This window comes from Salinivibrio sp. VYel1, assembly GCF_009377945.1.
GTDB classification, from domain to species: Bacteria; Pseudomonadota; Gammaproteobacteria; order Enterobacterales; family Vibrionaceae; genus Salinivibrio; species Salinivibrio siamensis.
Map to the genome: position 1 here is coordinate 46,882 of NZ_RSAM01000010.1, position 21,836 is coordinate 68,717.

Here is a 21,836-nt window from a genome sequence, read left to right on the forward strand (position 1 = left end):
CAGGCAGCAACATCATAGCCGCTGCCTGATGGCGATCACCAGTCCGCCGTATCCACTTTGATTTCGAGGTCTTGGCTGTCTCCTACTGAAAGTTCAGCATGATCATCACCTTGCGTCAATCGTAGCTCTCCTTCTTGACCACCAATCAAGGTGTTGATCACGACTTCTTGTTGACCACCGTTGGTGACGACGCTCAGGCTTTCAATATCAATATCAATATGTTGATCCATTTGGCTATCGCCGTCGGCATCAATACCGATAGTTAACGTGCCCTCAGCCTCACCACTGTCTGTGGTTTGCCATGAGATAGATACTTGACCATCTTTAATGAGCTGAGTTAAGTCCTCGACAAACGCGAGGGTATCTTGTGAATCACCTTGGTTGTCAAAATCAATGATCACATCGGTTTCCGTCCCATCGCCATCGGCAGACGATGGCATATCATCCAACGACCACTGGAATTTATCGCTACCGGCTCCACCAATTAAGGTGTCTTCACCTCGCCCACCAATGAGTGTGTCATCACCGCCTTGGCCGTAGAGAATATCATTACCCTCTCCGCCTTCGAGAGTATCGTCGCCTCCGCGAGTATCACCGTCGACATTAAACAACGCGTGGTTGTCTTTGATGTACTGATACAGCTCGATATCAGAAGGCTCATGCCCCTGCGACGCTTCAAGGAAGACTTTCAGCCCCTCAAGTCCCGCGCCATCGGGTAGGTCAGCAGGTCTTTCTGGATTTCCATCGATACCCCACGGTAAGTTGTCGGTATTCACCGAATCACCAAAGAGCACATCATCACCTTCATTTCCAGTGACTTGGTCACTCCCCATACCGGCAATATGACGAATGGTTTCTCCACCTTGCAACGCAATATCTAATTCGTCGCCAGAGTGAACGATATCAACGCCTGATGGCTCAAACGTGAAACCGCTCAGGGATGCTGATGAGCTAGAGTCAAAAATATTATACTGATGATCATACCATACTCTTAGTTTATAGCTTCCCGCTTGCTCAACATTTAGTGAAATATTCCCGTTCGTATTTTTATATTCAAAATCATAGACTTGCCTTTCGTCAGCACTCACAATGTCGACAACAACTTGGCCCTCGCCACCGAAAATATCGACGTCCAAGGTCACCAAGCCAGGTTTATTTACGGTAAACTTGTCACTAACCCATGATGGTTGATCATCTCTGGAGTCAGGTAATCCACTATAATCACTATCGGTGAATACTAATCTATTTTCCGATTGATCGACTTTAATTTCGTCTCCTGCTCCCACGCTACGAATGTCACCATTAAGGTTGCCTGATGAGAAGTCGAATAAGGACTCATTTCCACCTGAATTAGTATTGTCGTAATTCGCAAGTGTAGACACCGAGATCCCATCGCCAATACCTATAGCGTTCACGCTAGCCAAGTTGGCGAGTGTCTCGAATGCCTCTTCGTTATTTGACGGATCGCTATTGGGTTCACCATCAGTCAAGAAGAAGGCGAGGTTTTCAGTGTTAGCCTGGCTGACACTTTCAAACCATCCAGACGCTTCTTTAAAGCCCTCATCATAATAGGTGTTACCCTCAGCCAACATTTGCGCAATTTGCGCCTTTAATTCATCAACACTGTCGGATTCTAAATTAAAACTGTTACCCGTTGCCTCACTATTAAACGCAACGAGATTCACATTAACCGGGCCATCATGGTTCGCCAGTAAATCCACTAATTTCGTCAGTGACTCTTTTACTACATCGAGGCGGCTCGGCTCGCTGTAACCATTACCGGTGATCGATTCATCCATACTCCCTGAGCGGTCGATAATCAAGGCAATGTTATAAGCTTGACCTGGCACCGTTTCAATGGTGAAGCCACCGGTATCTCCCATCACGACATCATCGCCAGAGCCACCACTCACTTGGTTATCAGCATTCGGAGAGGATGCCGGCAAGCTCGTCATACCCGGCTGGGTAGTGGCATACTCAGGCAAATCGACAGGATCACCGTTTTCATCAACTTCTGTCGCACCAACAGTCACTGATAAATCAGGCGCACTTCCTTCAGGCAACTCAAGCGTGACAGAGAAACCAGCATCTGAGCCAGAATTTGGCTGCAGTGCATCAATCGGCACTTGCCAATCACCCGAATCAAGCTGCTCGCCATCTGGTACGCTGCCTCCTTCGGGCAGCCCCGATACAATCACTGATGTAACTTGTTCAGAGCCGTCGCTATCGTTCAACGTCACATCAACATCCAGCTGCACAATATCCGCAACTTTGGTCAACTCGCCGTTATCTACTTGATATTTACCATCGGCAAAGTAGATGGTTTCCACGGAATAAAAGTTATGACTCGAGCCAACATTCTCCTGATATAACAAGCTCAAGACAGCATTATTTTGCGGCAGTAGCAGTTGATAATCGTCATATCTACCTTGTAGATAGGCGACATCATTTCCATCACCGCCGAAATATGCAGTTGTGGCATTAGGGTTGCGCGACACAAAGACATTATCACCGCTGGATGAATCGGTAACGCCTTTTCCATGTAGATCATAACTGCCGTCTGCCGTTCCCCCTATTATGAGATCGTCACCGGCGCCACCGGTGAGTGTTACAGATCCACCACCGATGCTAGTGTCAATGACGATTTGGGCATAGTCCTCAGATGATCCACCGTTATGCTCCTCAGCATAATTAATTAATCCATCCGCTGGATGAGAGCCGTCAGGCAATTCAGACAATGAAGCAGAGACCGACAAACCGTTCGAGATCGGCAGTACAGAAATTGGAATATATTCCGTCACACTCGCCGTGTCACTATTTACAGTCTCTGTGCTGGTTGCCGTGACTTTAAGGTTAACCTCGCCCTCAAATTGCTCAGGCACCGAAATAGAAAGGTTAGACAAGTCCCATCCCTCAAGAGAGATAGAGCCACTGTCGACAACCATCTCTTGATTGCCGTCGGACAATGTTGATCCCGCAGGAATACTATCTAACGTGAGAGTCAGCTCCTCAGAGCCATCTTGATCCACAAGGCTGGCACTGATGACAGGTAACTTAATAGGCTCACCCGCCTGCCCTTCTCCTGGAGCATTGAGGGTGTAATAACCCCCGTCTCCATCACCGTGATACCCCTTAACACCTAAGCCACCATCTTCCAACGCATCGGCATTTGGCGCGAGATTAAAGTTGCTCGCGTTTAGGTCAATAGCCGCGCCATTGCCTACGGCGACCTCAATGTCAAAGCCACCAGGGCCATTCTGGTTGTGGGTATAAACGTCTAACGAATAGTAGCCACTTTCTGATGGCGTAAATTCGCCGCTGAATTGTCCATGACCACTCACGCCGTTTGGAGACGTCCCTTGGATGCCAAATCGGCCCTCAGCGATCACTTGCCCACCAATAACAATCACTCCACTGTCATCAGCGTAACCACCAAAGCTGTATACCTTGCCTGCCTCTAGATAGATTAATCCTGAAGTCACCATGGCCTGGCTCGCATCGAGACCCGAACTGGAGTCGACAGAAGCGTCGTTGGTCGTTGACTCAGAGTCTGGCTCTCCAGCGCCATTCACGGCATTGATCAGCGTCTCGGCATCAACACCTTGACCTGCACCATTTGGACTACCCACATCAACCGAATTCCAAATTGATTCGTTAAGAGATGTGGATACAAAGTCCAGATCAAGCTCGCCTACTGATAACTCAGGCGCATCAGCCACAGGCGTCACACTGATATTGAGTGTCGCTTGCGTGGTATCACCATATTCATCTTGAACGGTGTAGGTGATAGCCGGTACGTCACCACTCCAATGCTCTGCTGGTGTAAAGGTATAATCTCCATTCTCGCCAATGGTAATTTTACCGACATCAGCAATCGTGATGACTGGCTCACCAGCGGCGTGGGTTTGACCATTAATGGTGAAGGTGGTGACGGTGAGGCCGCCCTCTTCATCTGAATCATTGGTGAGCACATTGCCACTCTGCGTCGTATCTTCTATATCCGAAACGATATCGCCTCTTGCAATTGGCGCATCGTTTTGTGCCGCATACGTTGGCGTTGCGCTGTCAGAAGCGGTCGCATTGTCGCTATCGGTCGCCGTTAGGCTCACCGCTGGCAAGGTCTCGCCCGCATTGATCGCGTCTACACCCGCTTGCGTCAACACCACGTCGGTGCCATCTATCGCGTAGTAACCGTCATCATTGCTGCCTGGCGTGAAGTCCACGCTTGGCGTGCCGTCTTCTTCGTCACTGGCGCTGAAGGTGGCCACGACGGTGTCGGTGTCGGCGTCGTTTTCATTGAACTGAGCCGCCGCCGTCACCTCGATCTCTGGGCCGACAAAATGAACAGACGTCGCGGTACTCTCTACCGTATTGCCCGCGTCATCTGTCGAGCTCACGACCACCTCGAACTCGGTGTCCGCCGCCAGGTCGCTGCCGGCCACGTCCACGCTCCATTCGCCGTTTTCATCCACGGTGGTGGTGTACTCGGTGCCGTTGATGGTCATGGTGACCGGATCGTTTGCGGCGATGTCGCCGCCGCTCGCGCTGCCGGTGACCGTGATGGTCTCGCCCGCTTCTTGCGCGTTGATCACGTCATCGTTGGTGATGTCGTTCACGCTGACCGTGCCCGCTTCTGCGCTAGTATCAATTACCGCACTATCACTGCCCGGCGCTGAAGTGTTGCCGGAGGTATCGGTAATGGTGGCTTCTACGGTGAGGGTTTCACCGTCTTCGGGTGTGTCTGGGAGAGTGACGATGACAGAACCATCGGTAATATTATCTTCTGTCACGGTAAAGGTTTGTCCGTTCACCGTTAGTACATCACCTGGGTTGGCGTTGGTGCCCGTCAAGTCGATAGATACACGAATACCGTCGCCAATTTCTTGGCTGCTAATCACACCGTCATTGTTTGCATCGTTGAGGATGGTTACCCCAGGGGCATTAGGAGCAGTGGTATCTATTAAGCGCCCCAAACCATCTTCTTCGTTAGAACCAATCGTGCCTGCATTGGTCGCCACCGAGTCGGTATCAAATCCAGAGCTTGCGATGGTCTCGCTTCCATCACGCTCCAAGTTGACATAGCTCCATGAGCCACTGCCTGTTGCTTCACCACCAGCAGCAGTTGCTTGATCTTCTTGAATGGTGATCTCGCCATCACCTTCCAAGATTTGTTGTTGGATGTCGGCTATTTCGTCTTGCACGTCTTGTGGCAAGTTATCAATCAAGGAGCCAGGCTCGCCGTCTTGCGATTCCAACGTGAGCAATACGCCATTGCTCAATGCAATAACGGCATCACTGTTGTCAGGCAATACGAGCTCCGTCCCTGCCGGGAAAGACATACCCTCAGAGACCGTCATGGGCGCGCCATTGACGAGAAGAACAGCGTTTCCTTGAATATTTTCGACAATTACGTTGCGAGATAGCGAGATTGATTTCATAGCCGGACTCTTTAGCTAAACAAAGTGTGATCTGCTTTCAGAAAAAGCGAACCTTAATACATTATCGGTCTAATTAGACTTATCCGAAAGTGATTTTACTAGGAAATGTGCGCTTTATACGGCTCAAAAATGAGACAACAACGAGACTTAAACTACGGCAGTGCGATGACACGAAAGTTATTCGCAAAGAAGAGGTTATTCCACTTTCTTGTGCCATGTGCATCACAGCTTGTGATGAATACTGGTCACACTCGCCTGCCGAATAAAATCCTCGATATAATCCTCTTTCTCTCCAGCACGTATTCCTAGATGGATGGCTTTATTGATGCCGCTTTTTCCCATACGCAGAACATGTAAGTTAAGTTGTTGTTGGTACTCTTTTGCCAGCCACTTCGGTAAGGCCGCAATGCCTCGGCCTGCCGCAACCATTTGTAGCATAATATCTGTTGTTTCAATGGTTTTGTGTTTGCGTGGCGCACAATGTGCCGGGGCGAGAAACTGCGTGAACACATCTAAACGCGCTTGGTCAACAGGATAGGTGATGAGCACTTCTTGTGTCACCTGATGGGGTTCGACATGAGACTGCGATGCCAGCGGGCTCTGTGGATGAGTCACAAGCACTAATTCGTAATCAAACACGGAGACGTATTCAATACCTGGTTTAAACAAGGGATCCGGAGTGACGAGCACATCAATATCATGACCAAATAATGCCCCTAGACCACCGAATTGAAACTTTTGTTTCACGTCAACATCCACATCCGGCCATTGGTGCAAGAAAGGCTCAACCACCTTAAGCAGCCACTGATAGCAGGGGTGACATTCCATGCCAATGCGCAGGGTGCCGCGCTGACCTTGTGCAAATTGTTTAAGTTGTTGCTCGGCATGCTCAAATTGAGGGAGCATACGCTCAGAGAGGGTCAGCAAGTACTCACCAGCCTGAGTGAAATGTAATTGTCTGCCTGATTTTTTCCACAGGCTAACGCCTATCTGACTCTCTAATTTTTTCATCGCATGACTAATGGCAGATTGGGTGAGATAAAGCGTCTCTGCCGCGGCGGTAAGCGATCCTTGCTCTTTAATTGCACGCAGAATATGCAAATGGTGACGTTCTAACATACCCACTCCATGACAAAATTTCATCGATTAATGAAATAATGCCACTTTAGTTCATAACGGGAAAGCCCTATGCTGAACTCAACTTAAAGGAGGACGTATAGATGGCTAAAAATCATAATCTCGGCTTTCCACGTATCGGCGCACAACGTGAACTCAAATTTGCACTCGAGCGTTATTGGCGTGGCGATTCATCACAGCAAGATTTAACCAATACTGCGGCGGCTCTACGCCGTACCCATTGGCAACAACAAGGTAAGCTCGATGCCGTTCCAGCGGGTGACTTTTCTTTTTATGACCATGTACTCGACACCAGCTTTTTAGTCGGCAATGTCCCTGATCGTGTGGCTGATCATCAAGATAACACCCTCGATAACTATTTCCGCGTCGCCCGTGGCCGCTCGGCGAACGATACTGGCTGCCAGTGTGTCCACGCTGGTGAAATGACCAAATGGTTTGACACCAACTATCACTACATCGTGCCAGAATTCACAGCACAAACCACCTTTAGCTTGCATGCTGAAAGTCTATTGGCGCAAATAGAAGAAGCCAAACAAACCGGTGTTCAGGCTAAACCTGTTTTAGTCGGCCCCGTCACGTATCTGTGGTTAGGTAAAGAAAAAGATGCTTCTAACAAGCTGGATCTGCTTGATGAACTCTTGCCAGTTTATCAATCGCTCCTGAGCACGCTGGCAGAACAAGGTGTTGAATGGGTTCAAATCGATGAGCCTATTTTGGTCACTGAGCTTGCCCCTGCGTGGCAAACAGCAATAAAAACCACGTATCAGACGCTAAGCCAAACCAACGTGAAGTTATTGCTGGCAAGCTACTTCGGCGAGCAAGCTGAAAATCGTCAATTGGCGCAATCCTTGCCCGTTGACGGTTGGCACCTGGATGCGATTCGTGGCCGAGGGGATGTTGCGTCGTACCAAGAAGCACTTGGCGATCACCAAGTCCTGTCTCTTGGTGTGATTAACGGCCGTAACGTTTGGAAAACCGATCTTAATGCCACGCTAGCTTGGCTTGAACCCATTCACCAAGCACTGGGCGATCGTCTCTGGCTCGCCCCCTCTTGTTCATTGCTCCATGTGCCCGTCGATTTGACCAGCGAACACAAGCTCGATCCTGAAGTAAAAAACTGGCTCGCCTTTGCCCATCAAAAGCTTGATGAATTGGATGTACTTGCCAGCGCGCTCAACCATGGCAAGCAAAGCGTTCAACAAGCACTGGCCGACAACCGCCAGGCTATTGAGAGTCGTCAGCAGTCACCACGCGTGCACAACCCTAATGTGCAAGCTGCATTGGCGGCGATTACACCGCATCTGGGTAAGCGACAACGCCCGTTTGCAGAACGCATTCGCTTGCAACACGAGCAGCTCAAACTGCCACGCTTCCCGACCACTACCATTGGCTCATTCCCGCAGACGAGCACCATTCGCCAAACGCGCTTGCAATACAAAAAAGGCGAGATTGATGCGGTGACCTATCAGGACATTATGCGCAAAGAGATCGCCCATGCGGTCGACAAACAAGAAGCTCTCGGGCTCGATGTCTTGGTCCACGGTGAAGCCGAGCGTAATGACATGGTGGAATACTTTGGTGAACAATTGGATGGGTATGTGTTTAGCCAGTTCGGTTGGGTGCAATCGTATGGCTCTCGCTGTGTGAAGCCGCCGATTTTATTTGGTGATATCGAACGCCCGAAAGCAATGACCGTAGAATGGACGCAGTACGCACAATCTCTCACCGATAAGCCGCTCAAGGGCATGCTTACCGGACCGGTGACGATTCTCAACTGGTCGTTTGTCCGCGATGATCAGCCGCGAGCGCAAACCTGCAACCAACTGGCACTGGCGATCCGCCAAGAGGTGCAAGATCTCGAGAAAGCTGGCACCAAGATCATTCAGATTGATGAAGCAGCCCTGCGTGAAGGCCTACCGCTGCGTCGCAGTGAATGGCAACACTACCTCGACTGGGCCATCAGTGCGTTTAAAATTGCGGCTAATGGCGTGAATGACGAGACGCAAATCCACACCCATATGTGCTACTCCGAGTTTAACGATATTATTGCATCGATTGCGGATATGGACGCTGACGTCATCACCATTGAAACCTCACGCTCGGATATGGAACTGCTGGACGCGTTTGATCACTTTGATTACCCCAATGACATCGGCCCAGGCGTTTACGATATTCATTCCCCCAATACGCCCACTCAAGCACAAATTGTGGGCTTGATGAACAAAGCCGCTGCGCGGATCCCCGAAGAAAGGTTGTGGGTGAACCCGGACTGTGGATTAAAGACCCGGCAATGGGATGAAGTGATCCCGGCCCTAGAAAACATGGTCGCCGCAGCAAAAACACTTCGCCAATAACCAGCGTCAATGGCGCTACGTCAGCAAGGCGAAGAATCAAGATAGCATCAAATAAAAAAACGCGCCACGGATAACTCCGGTGGCGCGTTTTTTTATCGCAAAAGAAAAGGGAGCCTGAGCTCCCTTTTCTCCAGAATCTTAGCGACGGATGCCTAGACGCTTGATAACGTCCAAGTAACGGTCAACGTTGTTCTTTTTCAGGTAGTCCAGCAGCTTACGACGACGTGAAACCATGCGTAGCAGGCCACGACGGCTGTGGTGGTCACCTTTGTGCTCAGCGAAGTGCGATTGCAGATCGTTGATTGATGCGGTCAAAAGGGCGATTTGAACTTCTGGTGAACCAGTGTCGTTCTCAGTTTTACCAAAATCAGCAACGATTTGTGCTTTTGCTTCTGCAGTCAGAGACATAATGCTCTCCTAATAAGAGTGTGTGATTATCATGCACCAGCCAATCTCTGATTCAGCCGGTGCCCGAAGGCGCGTATTCTACTGACTTTCGTCTAAGGTAGCAATCTATCCACGCCTCTTTTTGCCGTCAACACGCGCGAAGGCATCATGTTTCTAGCGTGCGTCGGGCTGGCGACTGGCCACCAAACGACGCGGTGCTACCAAGCCATCGGCGTCAATTTCTCCCACCCCAATAAAGTGACGCTCATCGCCCGCCGTTAAGCGAACAAAACCACTCGTGGGAGCATTGGGCACTTGAACCGCTTGCCCTTGCAATGCATAGCTGGCCATCACCGGCAGCAAGTTAATTTCACGTAAGTCTTGCACCGCGGTATCGAGTGGCAGCAACAAAGGATCGAGCAACTGCTTAGGCTGGATCTCTTGCTCTCTGGCTTGATTGAGCAAGCTTTCCAGTTGCTCAAGCGTCACCATCTGGCGCGTTGGGTAGGCTGATACGCCAGTACGACGTAAGGCCGTCACATGCGCCCCACAGCCCAACATTTCACCCAGATCGTCGACGATAGTGCGAATATAAGTGCCCTTGGAACAATGCACTTCCATTTCTATCTCGTCACCTTCAAAGCGCAGCAATTCGATCTGATACACCTTGATGGTACGCGCTTCACGCGGCACCTCGATACCTTGGCGCGCGTATTCATACAAAGGTTTCCCTTGGTACTTCAGCGCCGAGAACATAGAAGGAATTTGCTGGGTTTCACCCCGGAACTTAGCAATACAACGCTCGAGTAAGCCTAGGTTAACTTTCACATCTCGGGTTTCCACCACGTCGCCATCGGCGTCAGAGGTGTTCGTCCGCTCACCCAGCTTTGCGACCACGCGATAACGCTTATCAGAGTCGAGCAGAAACTGGGAGAATTTGGTGGCTTCGCCCAGGCAAATGGGCAACATACCGGTTGCGAGTGGATCAAGTGCGCCCGTATGGCCTGCTTTTTCGGCAAAAAAGATGCGTTTTACTTTTTGTAAGGCATCATTAGAGGTCATGCCCGTGGGCTTATCTAGCAGGATAATACCATCGACTGGACGACCTCGACGACGTTGACGACGCGCCATCTGTTACTCCTCACCTTTGTCATCTTCACCACGGCGCTCATCATCGCTGCGCACCGCTTTGCTTACCAAGTTGGAAATACGAATTCCCTCAGTGAGTGACTCATCAAACACAAACGTCAGCTCTGGGGTCACACGCAAACGAATGGCCTTTCCAACCAAAGAGCGGATATAACCACTCGCTTCATTGAGGGCTTTGAGGCTTTCTGTCGGTGCTTGCTCGTCAACGGTTAAAAACGTGACGAAAACCTTCGCGTACGCCAAATCACGTGAAATCTGAACATCAGAGACAGTGACCATACCAATGCGCGGATCTTTAATCTCGCGCTGCAGTATCAGTGCAATTTCTTTTTGCAGCTGATGGGCGACGCGGTCTGTGCGGCTAAAATCTTTACCCATTTTCTTTTCTCTCAATAAAATGGGGGTAAGCGCATGCGCCTCCCCCCACGGTGTATCCAAACAACCTGGTTGATTTATACGCTTAATCAGTCGATTGAGCGCTGAATTTCAACCGTTTCATAGACTTCAATCTGGTCACCAACGCGAACGTCATTGTAGTTCTTCACGCCGATACCACACTCGTAGCCTTTTTTCACTTCGTTCACATCATCTTTGAAGCGACGCAGTGATTCTAGCTCACCCTCGTAGATAACCACGTTTTCACGTAGTACACGGATTGGGTTGTTACGCTTAATCACACCTTCAGAAACCTGACACCCGGCAATGGCGCCCAGTTTCGGTGATTTGAAGACATCGCGTACTTCTGCCAGACCGATGATTTCTTGTTTGAACTCAGGCGCAAGCATACCGCTCATCGCTTGTTTCACTTCATCAATCATGGTGTAGATGACAGAGTAATAGCGCAGATCTAAGCTTTCATTTTCAATGGTCTTACGCGCCGCCGCATCCGCACGGACGTTAAAGCCACAAATGATCGCATTAGACGCAGCGGCCAAGACAGCGTCAGTTTCAGTGATACCACCGACACCTGAGCCGACGATCTTCACTTTCACTTCATCCGTTGACAGTTTCACCAGTGAATCAGCAATTGCTTCGACAGAGCCTTGAACGTCCGCTTTCAGCACGATATTCAGCTCAGCCACTTCACCTTCAGCCATGTTCGAGAACATGTTCTCCAGTTTGGCTTTTTGCTGACGCGCCAGTTTCACGTCACGGAACTTGCCTTGACGATACAGCGCCACTTCACGGGCTTTCTTCTCGTCACGCACAACCGTGGCTTCGTCACCCGCTGCTGGCACACCAGACAGACCGAGGATCTCAACCGGAATTGACGGACCCGCATGCTCTACGTCTTGGCCATTCTCATCACGCATCGCACGGACACGGCCATATTCCAAGCCACACAGAACGATATCACCTTTGTTCAAGGTACCTTCTTGAACCAGCACTGTCGCGACAGGACCACGGCCTTTATCAAGACGTGATTCAACCACCACACCGCGCGCCATGCCTTGCTCGACCGCTTTCAGTTCAAGCACTTCTGATTGCAGCAAGATAGACTCAAGCAAGCCATCAATGTTCTGGCCTTGTTTTGCCGAAACATGCACGAAGATGTTTTCACCACCCCATTCTTCTGGGATAACGTCATACTGTGCTAGCTCGTTTTTCACGCTGTCAGGGTTAGCGCCTTCTTTATCCATCTTGTTGACGGCAACAATCAAAGGCACACCTGCCGCTTTCGCGTGCTGGATAGCTTCTTTGGTTTGTGGCATCACGCCATCATCAGCTGCAACCACCAAGACAACGATATCCGTTGCACCCGCACCACGTGCACGCATCGCGGTAAACGCGGCGTGTCCAGGGGTATCTAAGAAGGTGATCATGCCATTGTCGGTTTGTACGTGATACGCACCGATGTGCTGGGTAATACCGCCCGCTTCGCCCGTCGCAACGTGCGCTTTACGGATGTAGTCAAGCAGCGAGGTTTTACCGTGGTCAACGTGACCCATGATAGTTACCACCGGCGCACGTGGTGCGGCGGGTGCATCGCTATCACGATCCGAGAGTACAGCCTCTTCCAGCTCGTTCTCTTTACGTAGGATAACCTTGTGGCCCATTTCTTCCGCCACTAATTGCGCGGTTTCTTGGTCGATCACTTGGTTAATAGTCGCCATCGCACCCATTTTCATCATGGTTTTGATGACTTCGGCGCCTTTAACAGCCATTTTGTTGGCCAGCTCCGCTACGGTGATGGTTTCGCCGATTTCAACTTCACGGTTTACTTTCTGCGCTGGCTTTTTAAAACCATGCTGCATCGATGATGGCTTAGCCATGCGGCCTTTGCCTTTTCCACCTTTGCCACGACGGCCGCGAGTGGTTTTATCCTCAGCGGCATTCGCTTTTTTCTTCTTCTTACGACGCGGGGCGGCACTTTCTTCGCGACGATCCGCCTCGTCTTCTGCCTCACGGGCATACTCGGAAGTGACTGTATGGTGATCAGCCGCCTCCATGGTATTGAGTGCTTTGTCTTGATCTGACCAGCGTTCTTGATTTGCTTCTGCCATTTTGCGTGCCTCTTCTAACTGCCGCTGACTTTCTTCTTCAGCTTTACGCTTGGCTTCCTCTTCCTGGCGACGCTTAAGTTCATCAGCTTCTTTCTTCGCTTGCGCATCAGCAGCTTGAGCTGCAGCAGTATCCGCTGCGTTTTCTTTAGACTGCTCAGTGTTCGGTTGCGCTTGCGGCTTGGCTTCACGCTTAGCTTTTTCTTCGGCTTCGCGTTTGGCTTTCTCTTCTGCTTCACGTTTGGCTTTTTCTTCCGCCTCACGCTTGGCTTTCTCTTCTGCTTCGCGTTTCGCTTGCTCTTCGGCTTCTAGACGCGCTTTTTCTTCGGCTTCGCGTTTCGCTTGCTCTTCCGCTTCTTGCGCTGACTTTTGCTCTTCAAGGTCGCTACGCTTCACATAGGTACGCTTCTTACGCACCTCAACTTGGACATCTTTGTTCTTTCCGCCAGCCCCTGACACGCTCAGTGTGCTACGTTTCTTGCGCTGAAGCGTCAGACGCGTCGGAGCATTGCCGTTATCACCGTGCTCACGCTTTAAATGCGCGAGCAAAGCTTGTTTCTCATCTTGGCTTACCTGATCGTCAGCCGACTTTTGCATACCAGCTTCTTTAAACTGCTTCAGCAGACGATCGACTGGCGTATCAATTTCCTTCGCCAGTGTATGTACTGTAACCTCTGACATTCTGCTCCTCCTTTGCCGTCTTTACGCTTCGTCGCTGAACCAGCAGATATTACGCGCGGCCATAATCAGCTCACCTGCACTGGTCTCATCTAATCCGTCGATATCTAACAGATCGTCAGTACCTTGATCAGCCAGATCTTCCAAGGTCTTCACGCCTTTAGCGGCGAGTTTAAAGGCCATTTCACGAGAAAGACCATCCAGTGCCAGCAAATCTTCGGCAGGTTCAACATCTCCCAGCGACTCTTCTTGTGCCAGCGCGATGGTGGTCAACGCTTCTTTGGCACGTGCGCGCAAAATCTCGACGGTGTCTTCATCTAGTCCATCGATTTCGAGCATTTCGCTGGTTGGCACATAGGCCACTTCTTCAAGGGTGGTAAACCCTTCTTCCACCAAGGTTTCGGCAAAGTCTTCGTCAATATCGAGGTACTTCACGAACAATTCGACAGAGGCTTGCGCTTCTTCCTGGTGTTTTTTCTGTAGATCTTCAACCGTCATCACGTTCAGTTCCCAACCGGTTAGTTGAGATGCCAAACGGACGTTTTGACCATTACGGCCAATCGCCTGCGCCAAGTTATCCGCCGCAACGGCAATATCCATGGAGTGCGTGTCTTCATCGACGATGATAGAGGCTACGTCGGCCGGCGCCATGGCATTGATCACAAACTGCGCCGGGTTATCATCCCACAACACGATATCAATACGCTCACCACCCAACTCGGTCGATACGGCTTGCACACGCGCACCACGCATACCCACACAGGCGCCCACAGGGTCAATGCGTTTATCGTTGGTTTTCACGGCAATTTTTGCCCGTGAAGCAGGGTCACGCGCCGCGCCCATCAGCTCAATCATTTCTTCGCCAATTTCTGGCACTTCAATGCGGAACAGCTCACTCAGCATTTCCGGTTTTGAGCGAGTCATGAACAGTTGGAAGCCACGTGCTTCAGGACGGACGGCGTAGAGTAAACCACGTACCCGATCACCCGGGCGGAAGTTTTCACGCGGCAGTTGATCTTCACGCTGGATAACCGCTTCCGCGTTGTTGCCTAGGTCAACGATGATCACATCACGGTTAACCTTCTTGACCACACCGGTAACCAGTTCACCTTCGTTGTCCATGAACTGCTCAACCACTTGCGCACGTTCAGCTTCACGCACTTTTTGTACGATCACTTGCTTAGCCGTTTGGGTGGTAATACGGTCAAAGGCAACAGATTCAATCTGATCTTCAACGTAACCACCCAACTCTAAGGTTTCGTCTTCGTACTGTGCGGCTTCTAGCGTGATTTCACGCGTAGGCTGTGTCACTTCATCAACCACGAGCCAACGGCGGAATGTATCGAATTCACCGGACTTGCGATCAATGGCGATACGTACATCAATGTCGGCTTCGTACTTCTTTTTAGTTGCCGTTGCCAGTGCGGTTTCTAGTGCCTCAAAAATACGCTCACGGGGAACGGCTTTTTCGTTTGAGACCGCTTCGACAACAGCCAAGATTTCTTTATTCATCTACTAATGCCTCATTTACTCTTAAAATGAAGGAACCAGGTTTGCTTTGGCGATATTACTCAAGGCAAACGCCTCATCTTGGCCGTCAACGCGAACCGTGATGGTATCGCCATCGACAGAAAGGATTTCTCCTTTCCACTTACGGCGGTTTTGCATAGCCATTTTCAGCACGATGTTCACTTCATGCCCGATGAATTGCTGATAATGATCAGCGGTGAACAGTGGACGATCAACACCTGGTGATGACACCTCTAGGTTGTAAGCCACTGTGATTGGGTCTTCTACATCCAACACTGCGCTCACTTGACGGCTCACGTCGGCACAATCGTCGACGGTAATGCCATTTTCATGGTCAATAAAGATACGCAGTGTCGAATGTTGGCCAGCTCGAACAAATTCAAGCCCAACCAACTCATAGTCCAACGCCTTAACCGGCGCGGCCAAAAGTTCAGTCAGTTGTTTCTCTAATCCTGTCATTCCAAACCCCAGAAATAAAAAAAGGGCTTAAAAGCCCAGTTACTATCCGAATGGTCTTCTTCAGATAACAAAAAACCCCGAAGATCGGGGTTTAATGTAACTGGACCCTGATGCTACGCCAGTAGCGTAGCCGTTATCGCTGGTGTCGGAATCATCTCAGCAATAACGAGAGAGTAACTCTCTGCACAAAGGCTTATTGGTCCGCTTCGTGCTGCCCCGAGGGCAAAAAGGCTAGCACGTGGCTAGCCCGGTTAGCGTGGCTTTAGTAAGAAACGCTAACGCGTTATTCAGTTTAGCCGTTATGTTAACAACAAACTTGAAATTGGTTGTGGGAAGCGGATTTTATCGCGCCGTGCAACGGCGCCGACCGGAGGTCGTGTTGATTGCATTCAACCTGATATTTCACTTCACCAACCTAAAATTGGTTGCGGGAGACGGATTTGAACCGCCGACCTTCGGGTTATGAGCCCGACGAGCTACCAAACTGCTCCATCCCGCGTCCGATGGCGACTATTATATCGCTTTTTGCAACAAAGGTGCAAGCAAATGCCCTTTGTGAACTTGGTGCCGAGAGCGGGACTTGAACCCGCACGCCTATAAAGGCACTACCCCCTCAAGATAGCGTGTCTACCAATTCCACCACCTCGGCTCAATTTTTACTGAGGGATCTCACTGTTATCAACAGGGATTTCGTCCTCTTTTGGTGCCGCTTGCTGTTGTGTAGCAGGCTCGCTTAAATCTTCAAAACCGCCTTTTGCTTCAGGCTTATGTGCAGTGAGGTTACCAAGCACCAAACTCAGGGCAAAAAATGCAATTGCAAAACCGGTTGTCATTCGGGTCAAAAAGTTTCCAGAGCCGCCAGAGCCAAATACTGTATTTGATGCTCCAGCCCCGAACGAGGCTCCCATATCTGCGCCTTTACCTTGCTGAACCAGAACCAGGCCAATTACACCGATTGCGGCCAACAGATAAATCACAAGTAGAATTTCGTACATGGTTCCACCTATGCTCCAGGTTGTTGAGCCGGCAGTGTTACTTCTCAGCCAGCGCAGCCCCCTTTGTTGGGAGCGGGTGAATACTAGCGAAAGCGCGGTGACGAAACAAGAGGAAATTGCAAAAAACCTTGATTTCGACGCTGTTTGCGCAATCTATGACCACCCGCTCGACCGTTATCAACAATTCGCTTTCACCGCCTCTGCGATTTCAAGCGCATAAGCGTGGACGTTGTCGGCCTCAGGCCCTTCCACCATCACTCGGATTAAAGGTTCAGTGCCCGATTTACGCAACAGTACACGTCCTTGTTCGCCCAGCTTTTCCTCTACACTGGCTTTAGCTGCCAGCACAGGCGCGCTTTGTAACGGGTCAACCGTGCCGCTAAAACGGACGTTCTCTAACACCTGGGGCAGCAGCGTCATGCCATCGCTTAAGGCTTTAAGATCCATCCCCGTCGCGGCGATGCTCGCCAGCACTTGCAACGCGGCGACAATGCCATCACCGGTCGTGACCTTATCCAGCACAATGACGTGGCCCGAGTTTTCTGCACCGATCCGCCAGCCTTTCTCTTGCAGCTTTTCCATCACATAACGGTCGCCCACTTTGGCGCGCGCAAACGGAATGCCGAGAGACTGAAGCGCAAGCTCCATCCCCATGTTGGTCATCAGGGTACCAACGACACCGCCTTTCAATTCACCACGGCGCAGGCTCTCGCGGGCGATAATATACGCAATTTGGTCGCCGTCGACTTTGTTGCCAAGGTGATCCACCATGATCACGCGGTCGCCATCACCGTCAAAAGCGATGCCTAAGTCCGCTTTTTGTTCGAGGACTTGTTTTTGTAACGCACGAACGTCCGTGGCCCCCACCTCATCGTTTATATTGGTACCGTTGGGCGCACAGCCAATGGTGGTCACCTCCGCACCGAGTTCACGAAACACAGAAGGCGCAATGTGATAGGTGGCACCGTGAGCACAATCGAGCACAATTTTTAAGCCACTCAGGCTTAAAGCGCTCGGGAAGGTACCTTTACAAAACTCGATATAACGCCCGGCCGCGTCATTAATGCGGCTGGCTTTACCTAACTCAGCCGACTCGACACAAGTCAGTGTTTTTTCCAGCTCAGCTTCAATCGCTAACTCAACCTCATCAGCCAGTTTAGTGCCTTCTGAGGAGAAGAATTTAATCCCGTTATCATAATGCGGGTTATGTGACGCCGAAATCACAATCCCAGCTTCCGCGCGGAACGTTTGGGTTAAGTAGGCAATCGCAGGTGTCGGCATGGGGCCGGTAAAGGCGGCTTCTAGACCCGCCGCAGAGAGCCCCGACTCCAACGCCGACTCTAACATATACCCAGAAATGCGCGTGTCTTTACCAATCAGAACCTTACGTGTGCCTTGTTGTGATAACACGCGACCTGCGGCCCAGCCAAGCTTTAGCATAAATTCCGGCGTAATGGGAAATTCGCCCACCTTGCCACGCACACCATCGGTGCCAAAATACTTACGCTCTGTCATTATTTTTCTTCTCCTAATCCATTTTTTACATGCGCTGTCATGGCGACGACCTTGAGTGCATCAGCGGTTTCTTTCACATCGTGAACGCGAATGATTTGTGCGCCTTTCGCCGCCGCCAAGGTGGCACAAGCAAGGCTACCGCCCAGAATATCCTGCGGCGTTTTTTCTAACATCTTGTAAATCATTGACTTGCGTGACATTCCTGCTAATACAGGCAACCCGAAGTCATGAAAAGCATCGAGATCCGCGAGAAGCTGATAGTTGTGCGCCAACGTCTTACCAAAACCAAACCCGGGATCCAGAATAATATTCTGTCGACGGATCCCCGCCTCAGTGCAGGCCTCGATACGTGCTGCTAAAAACGCTTTCACGTCCCCCACGACATCTTGGTAGTCAGGGGCCGCTTGCATTGTCCGTGGTTGTCCTTGCATGTGCATGATGCACACAGGCACTTGCAGATCCGCTGCCGCTTCCAACGCACCAGGCGCTTGCAGCGCTCGCACATCATTAATGAGATTGGCGCCTGCTTTTACTGCGGCACGCATCACACCAGCCTTACTGGTATCAATCGAAATCCAACAATCAGATTGCTCACGAATCGCTTCAATGACTGGGACAACACGATTGATCTCGTCTTGCTCTTCTACATCAGCAGCACCTGGGCGTGTCGACTCGCCACCAATATCTAAAATGGTGGCGCCGTCGGCTAGCATCTGCATCGCTCGCTCAACCGCTATATCGCGGTGCTGAAACAGGCCGCCATCTGAGAAAGAGTCCGGCGTCACATTCAAGATACCCATGATGACAGGGCGAGTAAGGGGGAGTGCGTTATTCTTGTGGGTTATTTGCATGTGTTTGTTTCCAAGCACGATCAAAAAAACCCCGACGTATCGGGGTTTGCATTCATGGGGATTTACGCTTCAGATTGGTTTTCTGAATCAAGCGGTTTTTGTTTTTTGTCGTCAGACTCGCTCGCTTTCGAGGCATCCGGTTTGCTCGGCGTATCATCTGAAGATGAACCGCCATTACCGCCTTCCCAGCCTGCGGGCTCTCGCACGTCACGGCGAGCCATCAGATCATCAATCTGCGCTGCATCAATGGTTTCGTACTTCATCAAGGCATCTTTCATCGCGTGCATGATATCGAGGTTTTCTTCCAAGATTTGCTTGGCGCGATCGTAGTTGCGGTCGATGATGCCACGAATTTCAGCGTCAATGAGTCGGGCTGTCTCATCGGAGATATGCTTGGTTTGCGCGACCGAGCGTCCCAAGAAGACTTCGCCTTCTTCTTCTGCATACAGAAGCGGACCCAATTTTTCCGAGAAGCCCCACTGCGTGACCATTTTGCGAGCAATATCCGTCGCTCGCTCGATGTCATTCGACGCCCCCGTCGAGACTTTTTCTTTGCCGTATATCAGCTCTTCGGCCAAGCGTCCGCCATAAAGGCTTGAAATCATCGAGTCGAGATGCTGACGCGACATGCTGATCCTGTCTTGCTCAGGCAAGTACATGGTCACACCCAATGCACGTCCACGTGGGATAATGGATACCTTATACACAGGGTCATGTTCAGGCACCAAGCGACCAACAATTGCGTGACCTGCTTCGTGATAGGCGGTTGACTCTTTGGTTTCTTCCGACATCACCATTGAACGGCGCTCTGCACCCATCATGATTTTGTCTTTCGCCAGTTCAAACTCGACCATCGATACGACACGTTTGTTACCACGCGCAGAGAACAATGCTGCTTCGTTAACAAGGTTAGCCAAGTCAGCCCCTGAGAAGCCCGGCGTACCGCGCGCAATCAGTGACGCATCGACATCATTGCCTAGCGGTACTTTGCGCATGTGTACTTTGAGAATATGCTCACGGCCACGCACATCTGGCAAACTCACCACCACTTGACGGTCAAAACGACCAGGACGCAATAGCGCAGGGTCCAACACGTCTGGACGGTTCGTCGCTGCAATGACGATAACGCCTTCGTTGCCCTCAAAGCCATCCATTTCGACCAACATCTGGTTCAAGGTCTGCTCACGCTCGTCATGACCTCCGCCAAGCCCAGCGCCACGCTGACGACCGACAGCGTCGATTTCATCGATAAAGATGATGCAAGGTGAGGCTTTCTTCGCTTGCTCGAACATATCGCGGACGCGTGATGCACCCACACCTACGAACATTTCCACGAAATCGGAGCCGGAAATGGTAAAGAACGGTACTTTGGCTTCACCCGCAATCGCTTTGGCTAGCAAGGTTTTACCGGTACCCGGAGGGCCGACCATCAATACGCCGGTTGGGATTTTACCCCCTAACTTTTGGAAACGGCTTGGGTCGCGCAAGTAATCTACCAACTCCTTTACGTCTTCTTTGGCTTCATCACAGCCTGCAACGTCAGTAAAGGTCGTTTTAACCTGCTCCTCACTCATCATTTTGGCTTTTGATTTACCAAAAGACATGGCGCCTTTGCCGCCACCACCTTGCATCTGGCGCATGAAGAAAATCCATACCCCGATAAGCAGTAGCATTGGGAACCAAGAAATGAAGATCGATGCCAACATACTTGGCTCTTCAGGTGGCGTCCCTTTCACGCGCACGTTTTTGTTAAGCAAATCATCCAAAAGCTTTGGATCATTCATCACAGGCATAAAGGTGACATAGCGTGAGCCGTCACGTCGGGTGACACTCAGCTCACGATCGTCAAATTTTACTTCCTGTATTTGATCGTTGCCGATTTCGCGTACGAAAGAGGTATAGTCGACTTGACGACCGGCGCTGTCCCCTGGTCCAAAGCTTTGGAACACAGACATTAAGACAACGGCGATAACCAGCCACAGAATCAAGTTTTTTGCCATGTCACTCAAGGTGTTAGCCTCGCATAACTGAGATAGATAAATGTAAGGGTACTACAGTTTATAACCTGTAGCCACAATGTAGACTTCTCGCGACCTTGCACGGGATGAGTCGGGTTTTCGAATTTTGACCGCTGTAAACATTTTACGCACCTCGGCCAAATACTGATCAAAGCCTTCGCCTTGAAAAACTTTTACCACGAAGCTGCCTTTCGGCCCCAGCACTTCACGGCACATCTCTAATGCCAGTTCGACCAAATACATCGCTTTGGGTTGATCGGCTGCCTGATTGCCGCTCATGTTTGGCGCCATGTCAGACATCACCACATCAACTTGGTTGGGTTGAATGCGCTCGAGCAAGGTGTCGAGCACCGCTTGTTCGCGAAAATCCCCTTGAAGAAAGCTAACACCTGGCATGGGATCCATGGGTAGGATATCGCAAGCAATCACTTGCCCGTCGTCACCGACTTGTGTCGCGGCATATTGCGACCAACCTCCAGGCGCAGCGCCCAGATCGACCACTGTCATTCCCGGTTTCAAGATGCGATCTTTTTGCTGAATCTCTTCTAGCTTAAAAATAGCCCGAGACCGATATCCTTTTTTCTGCGCTTCATGAACGTACTTATCGTCGAAGTGTTCTTTCAGCCAGCGTCCTGAGCTGGCAGAGTGTTTTTTATTCGCCATGTTGTTCCTACTACGCCCGCCAATGCACCACATTCATATAAAATTCAGGCAATTGTGTGCGTTAGCTTATTCTCAAAGACAGACTCACTCTCACCCAGCAGACGACGTGCATGGCATCTGCCCACTTTCTACTGTTTCAGTTTGTGGTGAGATGGCGTTAG

At 50.6% G+C, this 21,836-nt stretch carries 14 protein-coding genes and 2 tRNA genes; 1 reads left to right on the plus strand and 15 read right to left on the minus strand.

Features of this window, described 5'->3' with window-relative positions; genetic code table 11:
- Positions 1-35: 35 nt before the first annotated feature.
- A complete protein-coding gene (locus tag EHW58_RS10715; protein WP_152796346.1) occupies positions 36-5,438 on the minus strand; it encodes an Ig-like domain-containing protein in 5,403 nt (1,800 codons plus the stop codon).
- Between the two features lie 222 nt (positions 5,439-5,660).
- Positions 5,661-6,557, minus strand: a complete 897-nt coding sequence (locus tag EHW58_RS10720; protein WP_152796349.1) for a LysR family transcriptional regulator — start codon at positions 6,555-6,557, stop codon at positions 5,661-5,663.
- Between the two features lie 101 nt (positions 6,558-6,658).
- On the opposite strand from EHW58_RS10720, the gene metE reads away from it, so the two are divergent.
- A complete protein-coding gene (gene metE, locus EHW58_RS10725; RefSeq protein WP_152796351.1) occupies positions 6,659-8,929 on the plus strand; it encodes a 5-methyltetrahydropteroyltriglutamate--homocysteine S-methyltransferase in 2,271 nt (756 codons plus the stop codon).
- Between the two features lie 138 nt (positions 8,930-9,067).
- Here the strand turns inward: metE and rpsO are convergent, their stop codons facing one another.
- The 13 genes from rpsO to rlmE form a co-directional block, all read right to left on the minus strand.
- Positions 9,068-9,337, minus strand: a complete 270-nt coding sequence (rpsO, locus tag EHW58_RS10730; protein ID WP_046075122.1) for a 30S ribosomal protein S15 — start codon at positions 9,335-9,337, stop codon at positions 9,068-9,070.
- A 153-nt stretch (positions 9,338-9,490) separates the two neighbouring features.
- Positions 9,491-10,447, minus strand: a complete 957-nt coding sequence (gene truB / locus EHW58_RS10735) for a tRNA pseudouridine(55) synthase TruB (RefSeq protein ID WP_046075121.1) — start codon at positions 10,445-10,447, stop codon at positions 9,491-9,493.
- A gap of 3 nt (positions 10,448-10,450) precedes the next feature.
- Positions 10,451-10,843, minus strand: a complete 393-nt coding sequence (gene rbfA, locus EHW58_RS10740) for a 30S ribosome-binding factor RbfA (protein WP_046075120.1) — start codon at positions 10,841-10,843, stop codon at positions 10,451-10,453.
- Positions 10,844-10,929: 86 nt separating this feature from the next.
- On the minus strand, positions 10,930-13,647 hold the full coding sequence (gene infB / locus EHW58_RS10745; protein WP_077667051.1) for a translation initiation factor IF-2: 2,718 nt from the start codon (positions 13,645-13,647) through the stop codon (positions 10,930-10,932).
- Positions 13,648-13,668: 21 nt separating this feature from the next.
- On the minus strand, positions 13,669-15,156 hold the full coding sequence (gene nusA, locus EHW58_RS10750) for a transcription termination factor NusA (RefSeq protein ID WP_077578313.1): 1,488 nt from the start codon (positions 15,154-15,156) through the stop codon (positions 13,669-13,671).
- 21 nt (positions 15,157-15,177) lie between these two features.
- Positions 15,178-15,633 carry a ribosome maturation factor RimP gene (rimP, locus tag EHW58_RS10755; protein WP_046075117.1) on the minus strand — a complete coding sequence of 152 codons (456 nt, stop codon included), beginning with the start codon at positions 15,631-15,633 and terminating at the stop codon, positions 15,178-15,180.
- 422 nt (positions 15,634-16,055) lie between these two features.
- Positions 16,056-16,132: transfer RNA gene (locus tag EHW58_RS10760), tRNA-Met, on the minus strand.
- A 63-nt stretch (positions 16,133-16,195) separates the two neighbouring features.
- Positions 16,196-16,282, minus strand: a tRNA-Leu gene (locus EHW58_RS10765).
- 7 nt (positions 16,283-16,289) lie between these two features.
- On the minus strand, positions 16,290-16,628 hold the full coding sequence (gene secG / locus EHW58_RS10770) for a preprotein translocase subunit SecG (RefSeq protein WP_046075116.1): 339 nt from the start codon (positions 16,626-16,628) through the stop codon (positions 16,290-16,292).
- A 177-nt stretch (positions 16,629-16,805) separates the two neighbouring features.
- The gene (gene glmM, locus EHW58_RS10775; RefSeq protein ID WP_046075115.1) at positions 16,806-18,143 is read right to left on the minus strand and encodes a phosphoglucosamine mutase; all 1,338 of its coding nucleotides are present in this window, start codon (positions 18,141-18,143) and stop codon (positions 16,806-16,808) included.
- Positions 18,143-18,994 (minus strand): dihydropteroate synthase, encoded by an 852-nt coding sequence (gene folP / locus EHW58_RS10780; protein WP_046075114.1) that lies wholly within the window; start codon positions 18,992-18,994, stop codon positions 18,143-18,145. The genes glmM and folP overlap by 1 nt, the downstream gene beginning before the upstream one ends.
- A 62-nt stretch (positions 18,995-19,056) precedes the next feature.
- Positions 19,057-20,994 (minus strand): ATP-dependent zinc metalloprotease FtsH, encoded by a 1,938-nt coding sequence (gene ftsH / locus EHW58_RS10785; protein WP_152796353.1) that lies wholly within the window; start codon positions 20,992-20,994, stop codon positions 19,057-19,059.
- A gap of 51 nt (positions 20,995-21,045) precedes the next feature.
- Positions 21,046-21,675 carry a 23S rRNA (uridine(2552)-2'-O)-methyltransferase RlmE gene (rlmE, locus tag EHW58_RS10790; RefSeq protein WP_077578311.1) on the minus strand — a complete coding sequence of 210 codons (630 nt, stop codon included), beginning with the start codon at positions 21,673-21,675 and terminating at the stop codon, positions 21,046-21,048.
- Positions 21,676-21,836 lie beyond the last annotated feature (161 nt).

What these genes read in the sequence shown, in the direction of transcription:
- EHW58_RS10715 (WP_152796346.1), bottom strand. Translation starts at nt 5,438, where the DNA reads ATGAAATCAATCTCGCTATCTCGCAACGTAATTGTCGAAAATATTCAA.
- EHW58_RS10720 (WP_152796349.1), bottom strand. Translation starts at nt 6,557, where the DNA reads ATGTTAGAACGTCACCATTTGCATATTCTGCGTGCAATTAAAGAGCAA.
- metE (WP_152796351.1), top strand. Translation starts at nt 6,659, where the DNA reads ATGGCTAAAAATCATAATCTCGGCTTTCCACGTATCGGCGCACAACGT.
- rpsO (WP_046075122.1), bottom strand. Translation starts at nt 9,337, where the DNA reads ATGTCTCTGACTGCAGAAGCAAAAGCACAAATCGTTGCTGATTTTGGT.
- truB (WP_046075121.1), bottom strand. Translation starts at nt 10,447, where the DNA reads ATGGCGCGTCGTCAACGTCGTCGAGGTCGTCCAGTCGATGGTATTATC.
- rbfA (WP_046075120.1), bottom strand. Translation starts at nt 10,843, where the DNA reads ATGGGTAAAGATTTTAGCCGCACAGACCGCGTCGCCCATCAGCTGCAA.
- infB (WP_077667051.1), bottom strand. Translation starts at nt 13,647, where the DNA reads ATGTCAGAGGTTACAGTACATACACTGGCGAAGGAAATTGATACGCCA.
- nusA (WP_077578313.1), bottom strand. Translation starts at nt 15,156, where the DNA reads ATGAATAAAGAAATCTTGGCTGTTGTCGAAGCGGTCTCAAACGAAAAA.
- rimP (WP_046075117.1), bottom strand. Translation starts at nt 15,633, where the DNA reads ATGACAGGATTAGAGAAACAACTGACTGAACTTTTGGCCGCGCCGGTT.
- secG (WP_046075116.1), bottom strand. Translation starts at nt 16,628, where the DNA reads ATGTACGAAATTCTACTTGTGATTTATCTGTTGGCCGCAATCGGTGTA.
- glmM (WP_046075115.1), bottom strand. Translation starts at nt 18,143, where the DNA reads ATGACAGAGCGTAAGTATTTTGGCACCGATGGTGTGCGTGGCAAGGTG.
- folP (WP_046075114.1), bottom strand. Translation starts at nt 18,994, where the DNA reads ATGCAAATAACCCACAAGAATAACGCACTCCCCCTTACTCGCCCTGTC.
- ftsH (WP_152796353.1), bottom strand. Translation starts at nt 20,994, where the DNA reads ATGGCAAAAAACTTGATTCTGTGGCTGGTTATCGCCGTTGTCTTAATG.
- rlmE (WP_077578311.1), bottom strand. Translation starts at nt 21,675, where the DNA reads ATGGCGAATAAAAAACACTCTGCCAGCTCAGGACGCTGGCTGAAAGAA.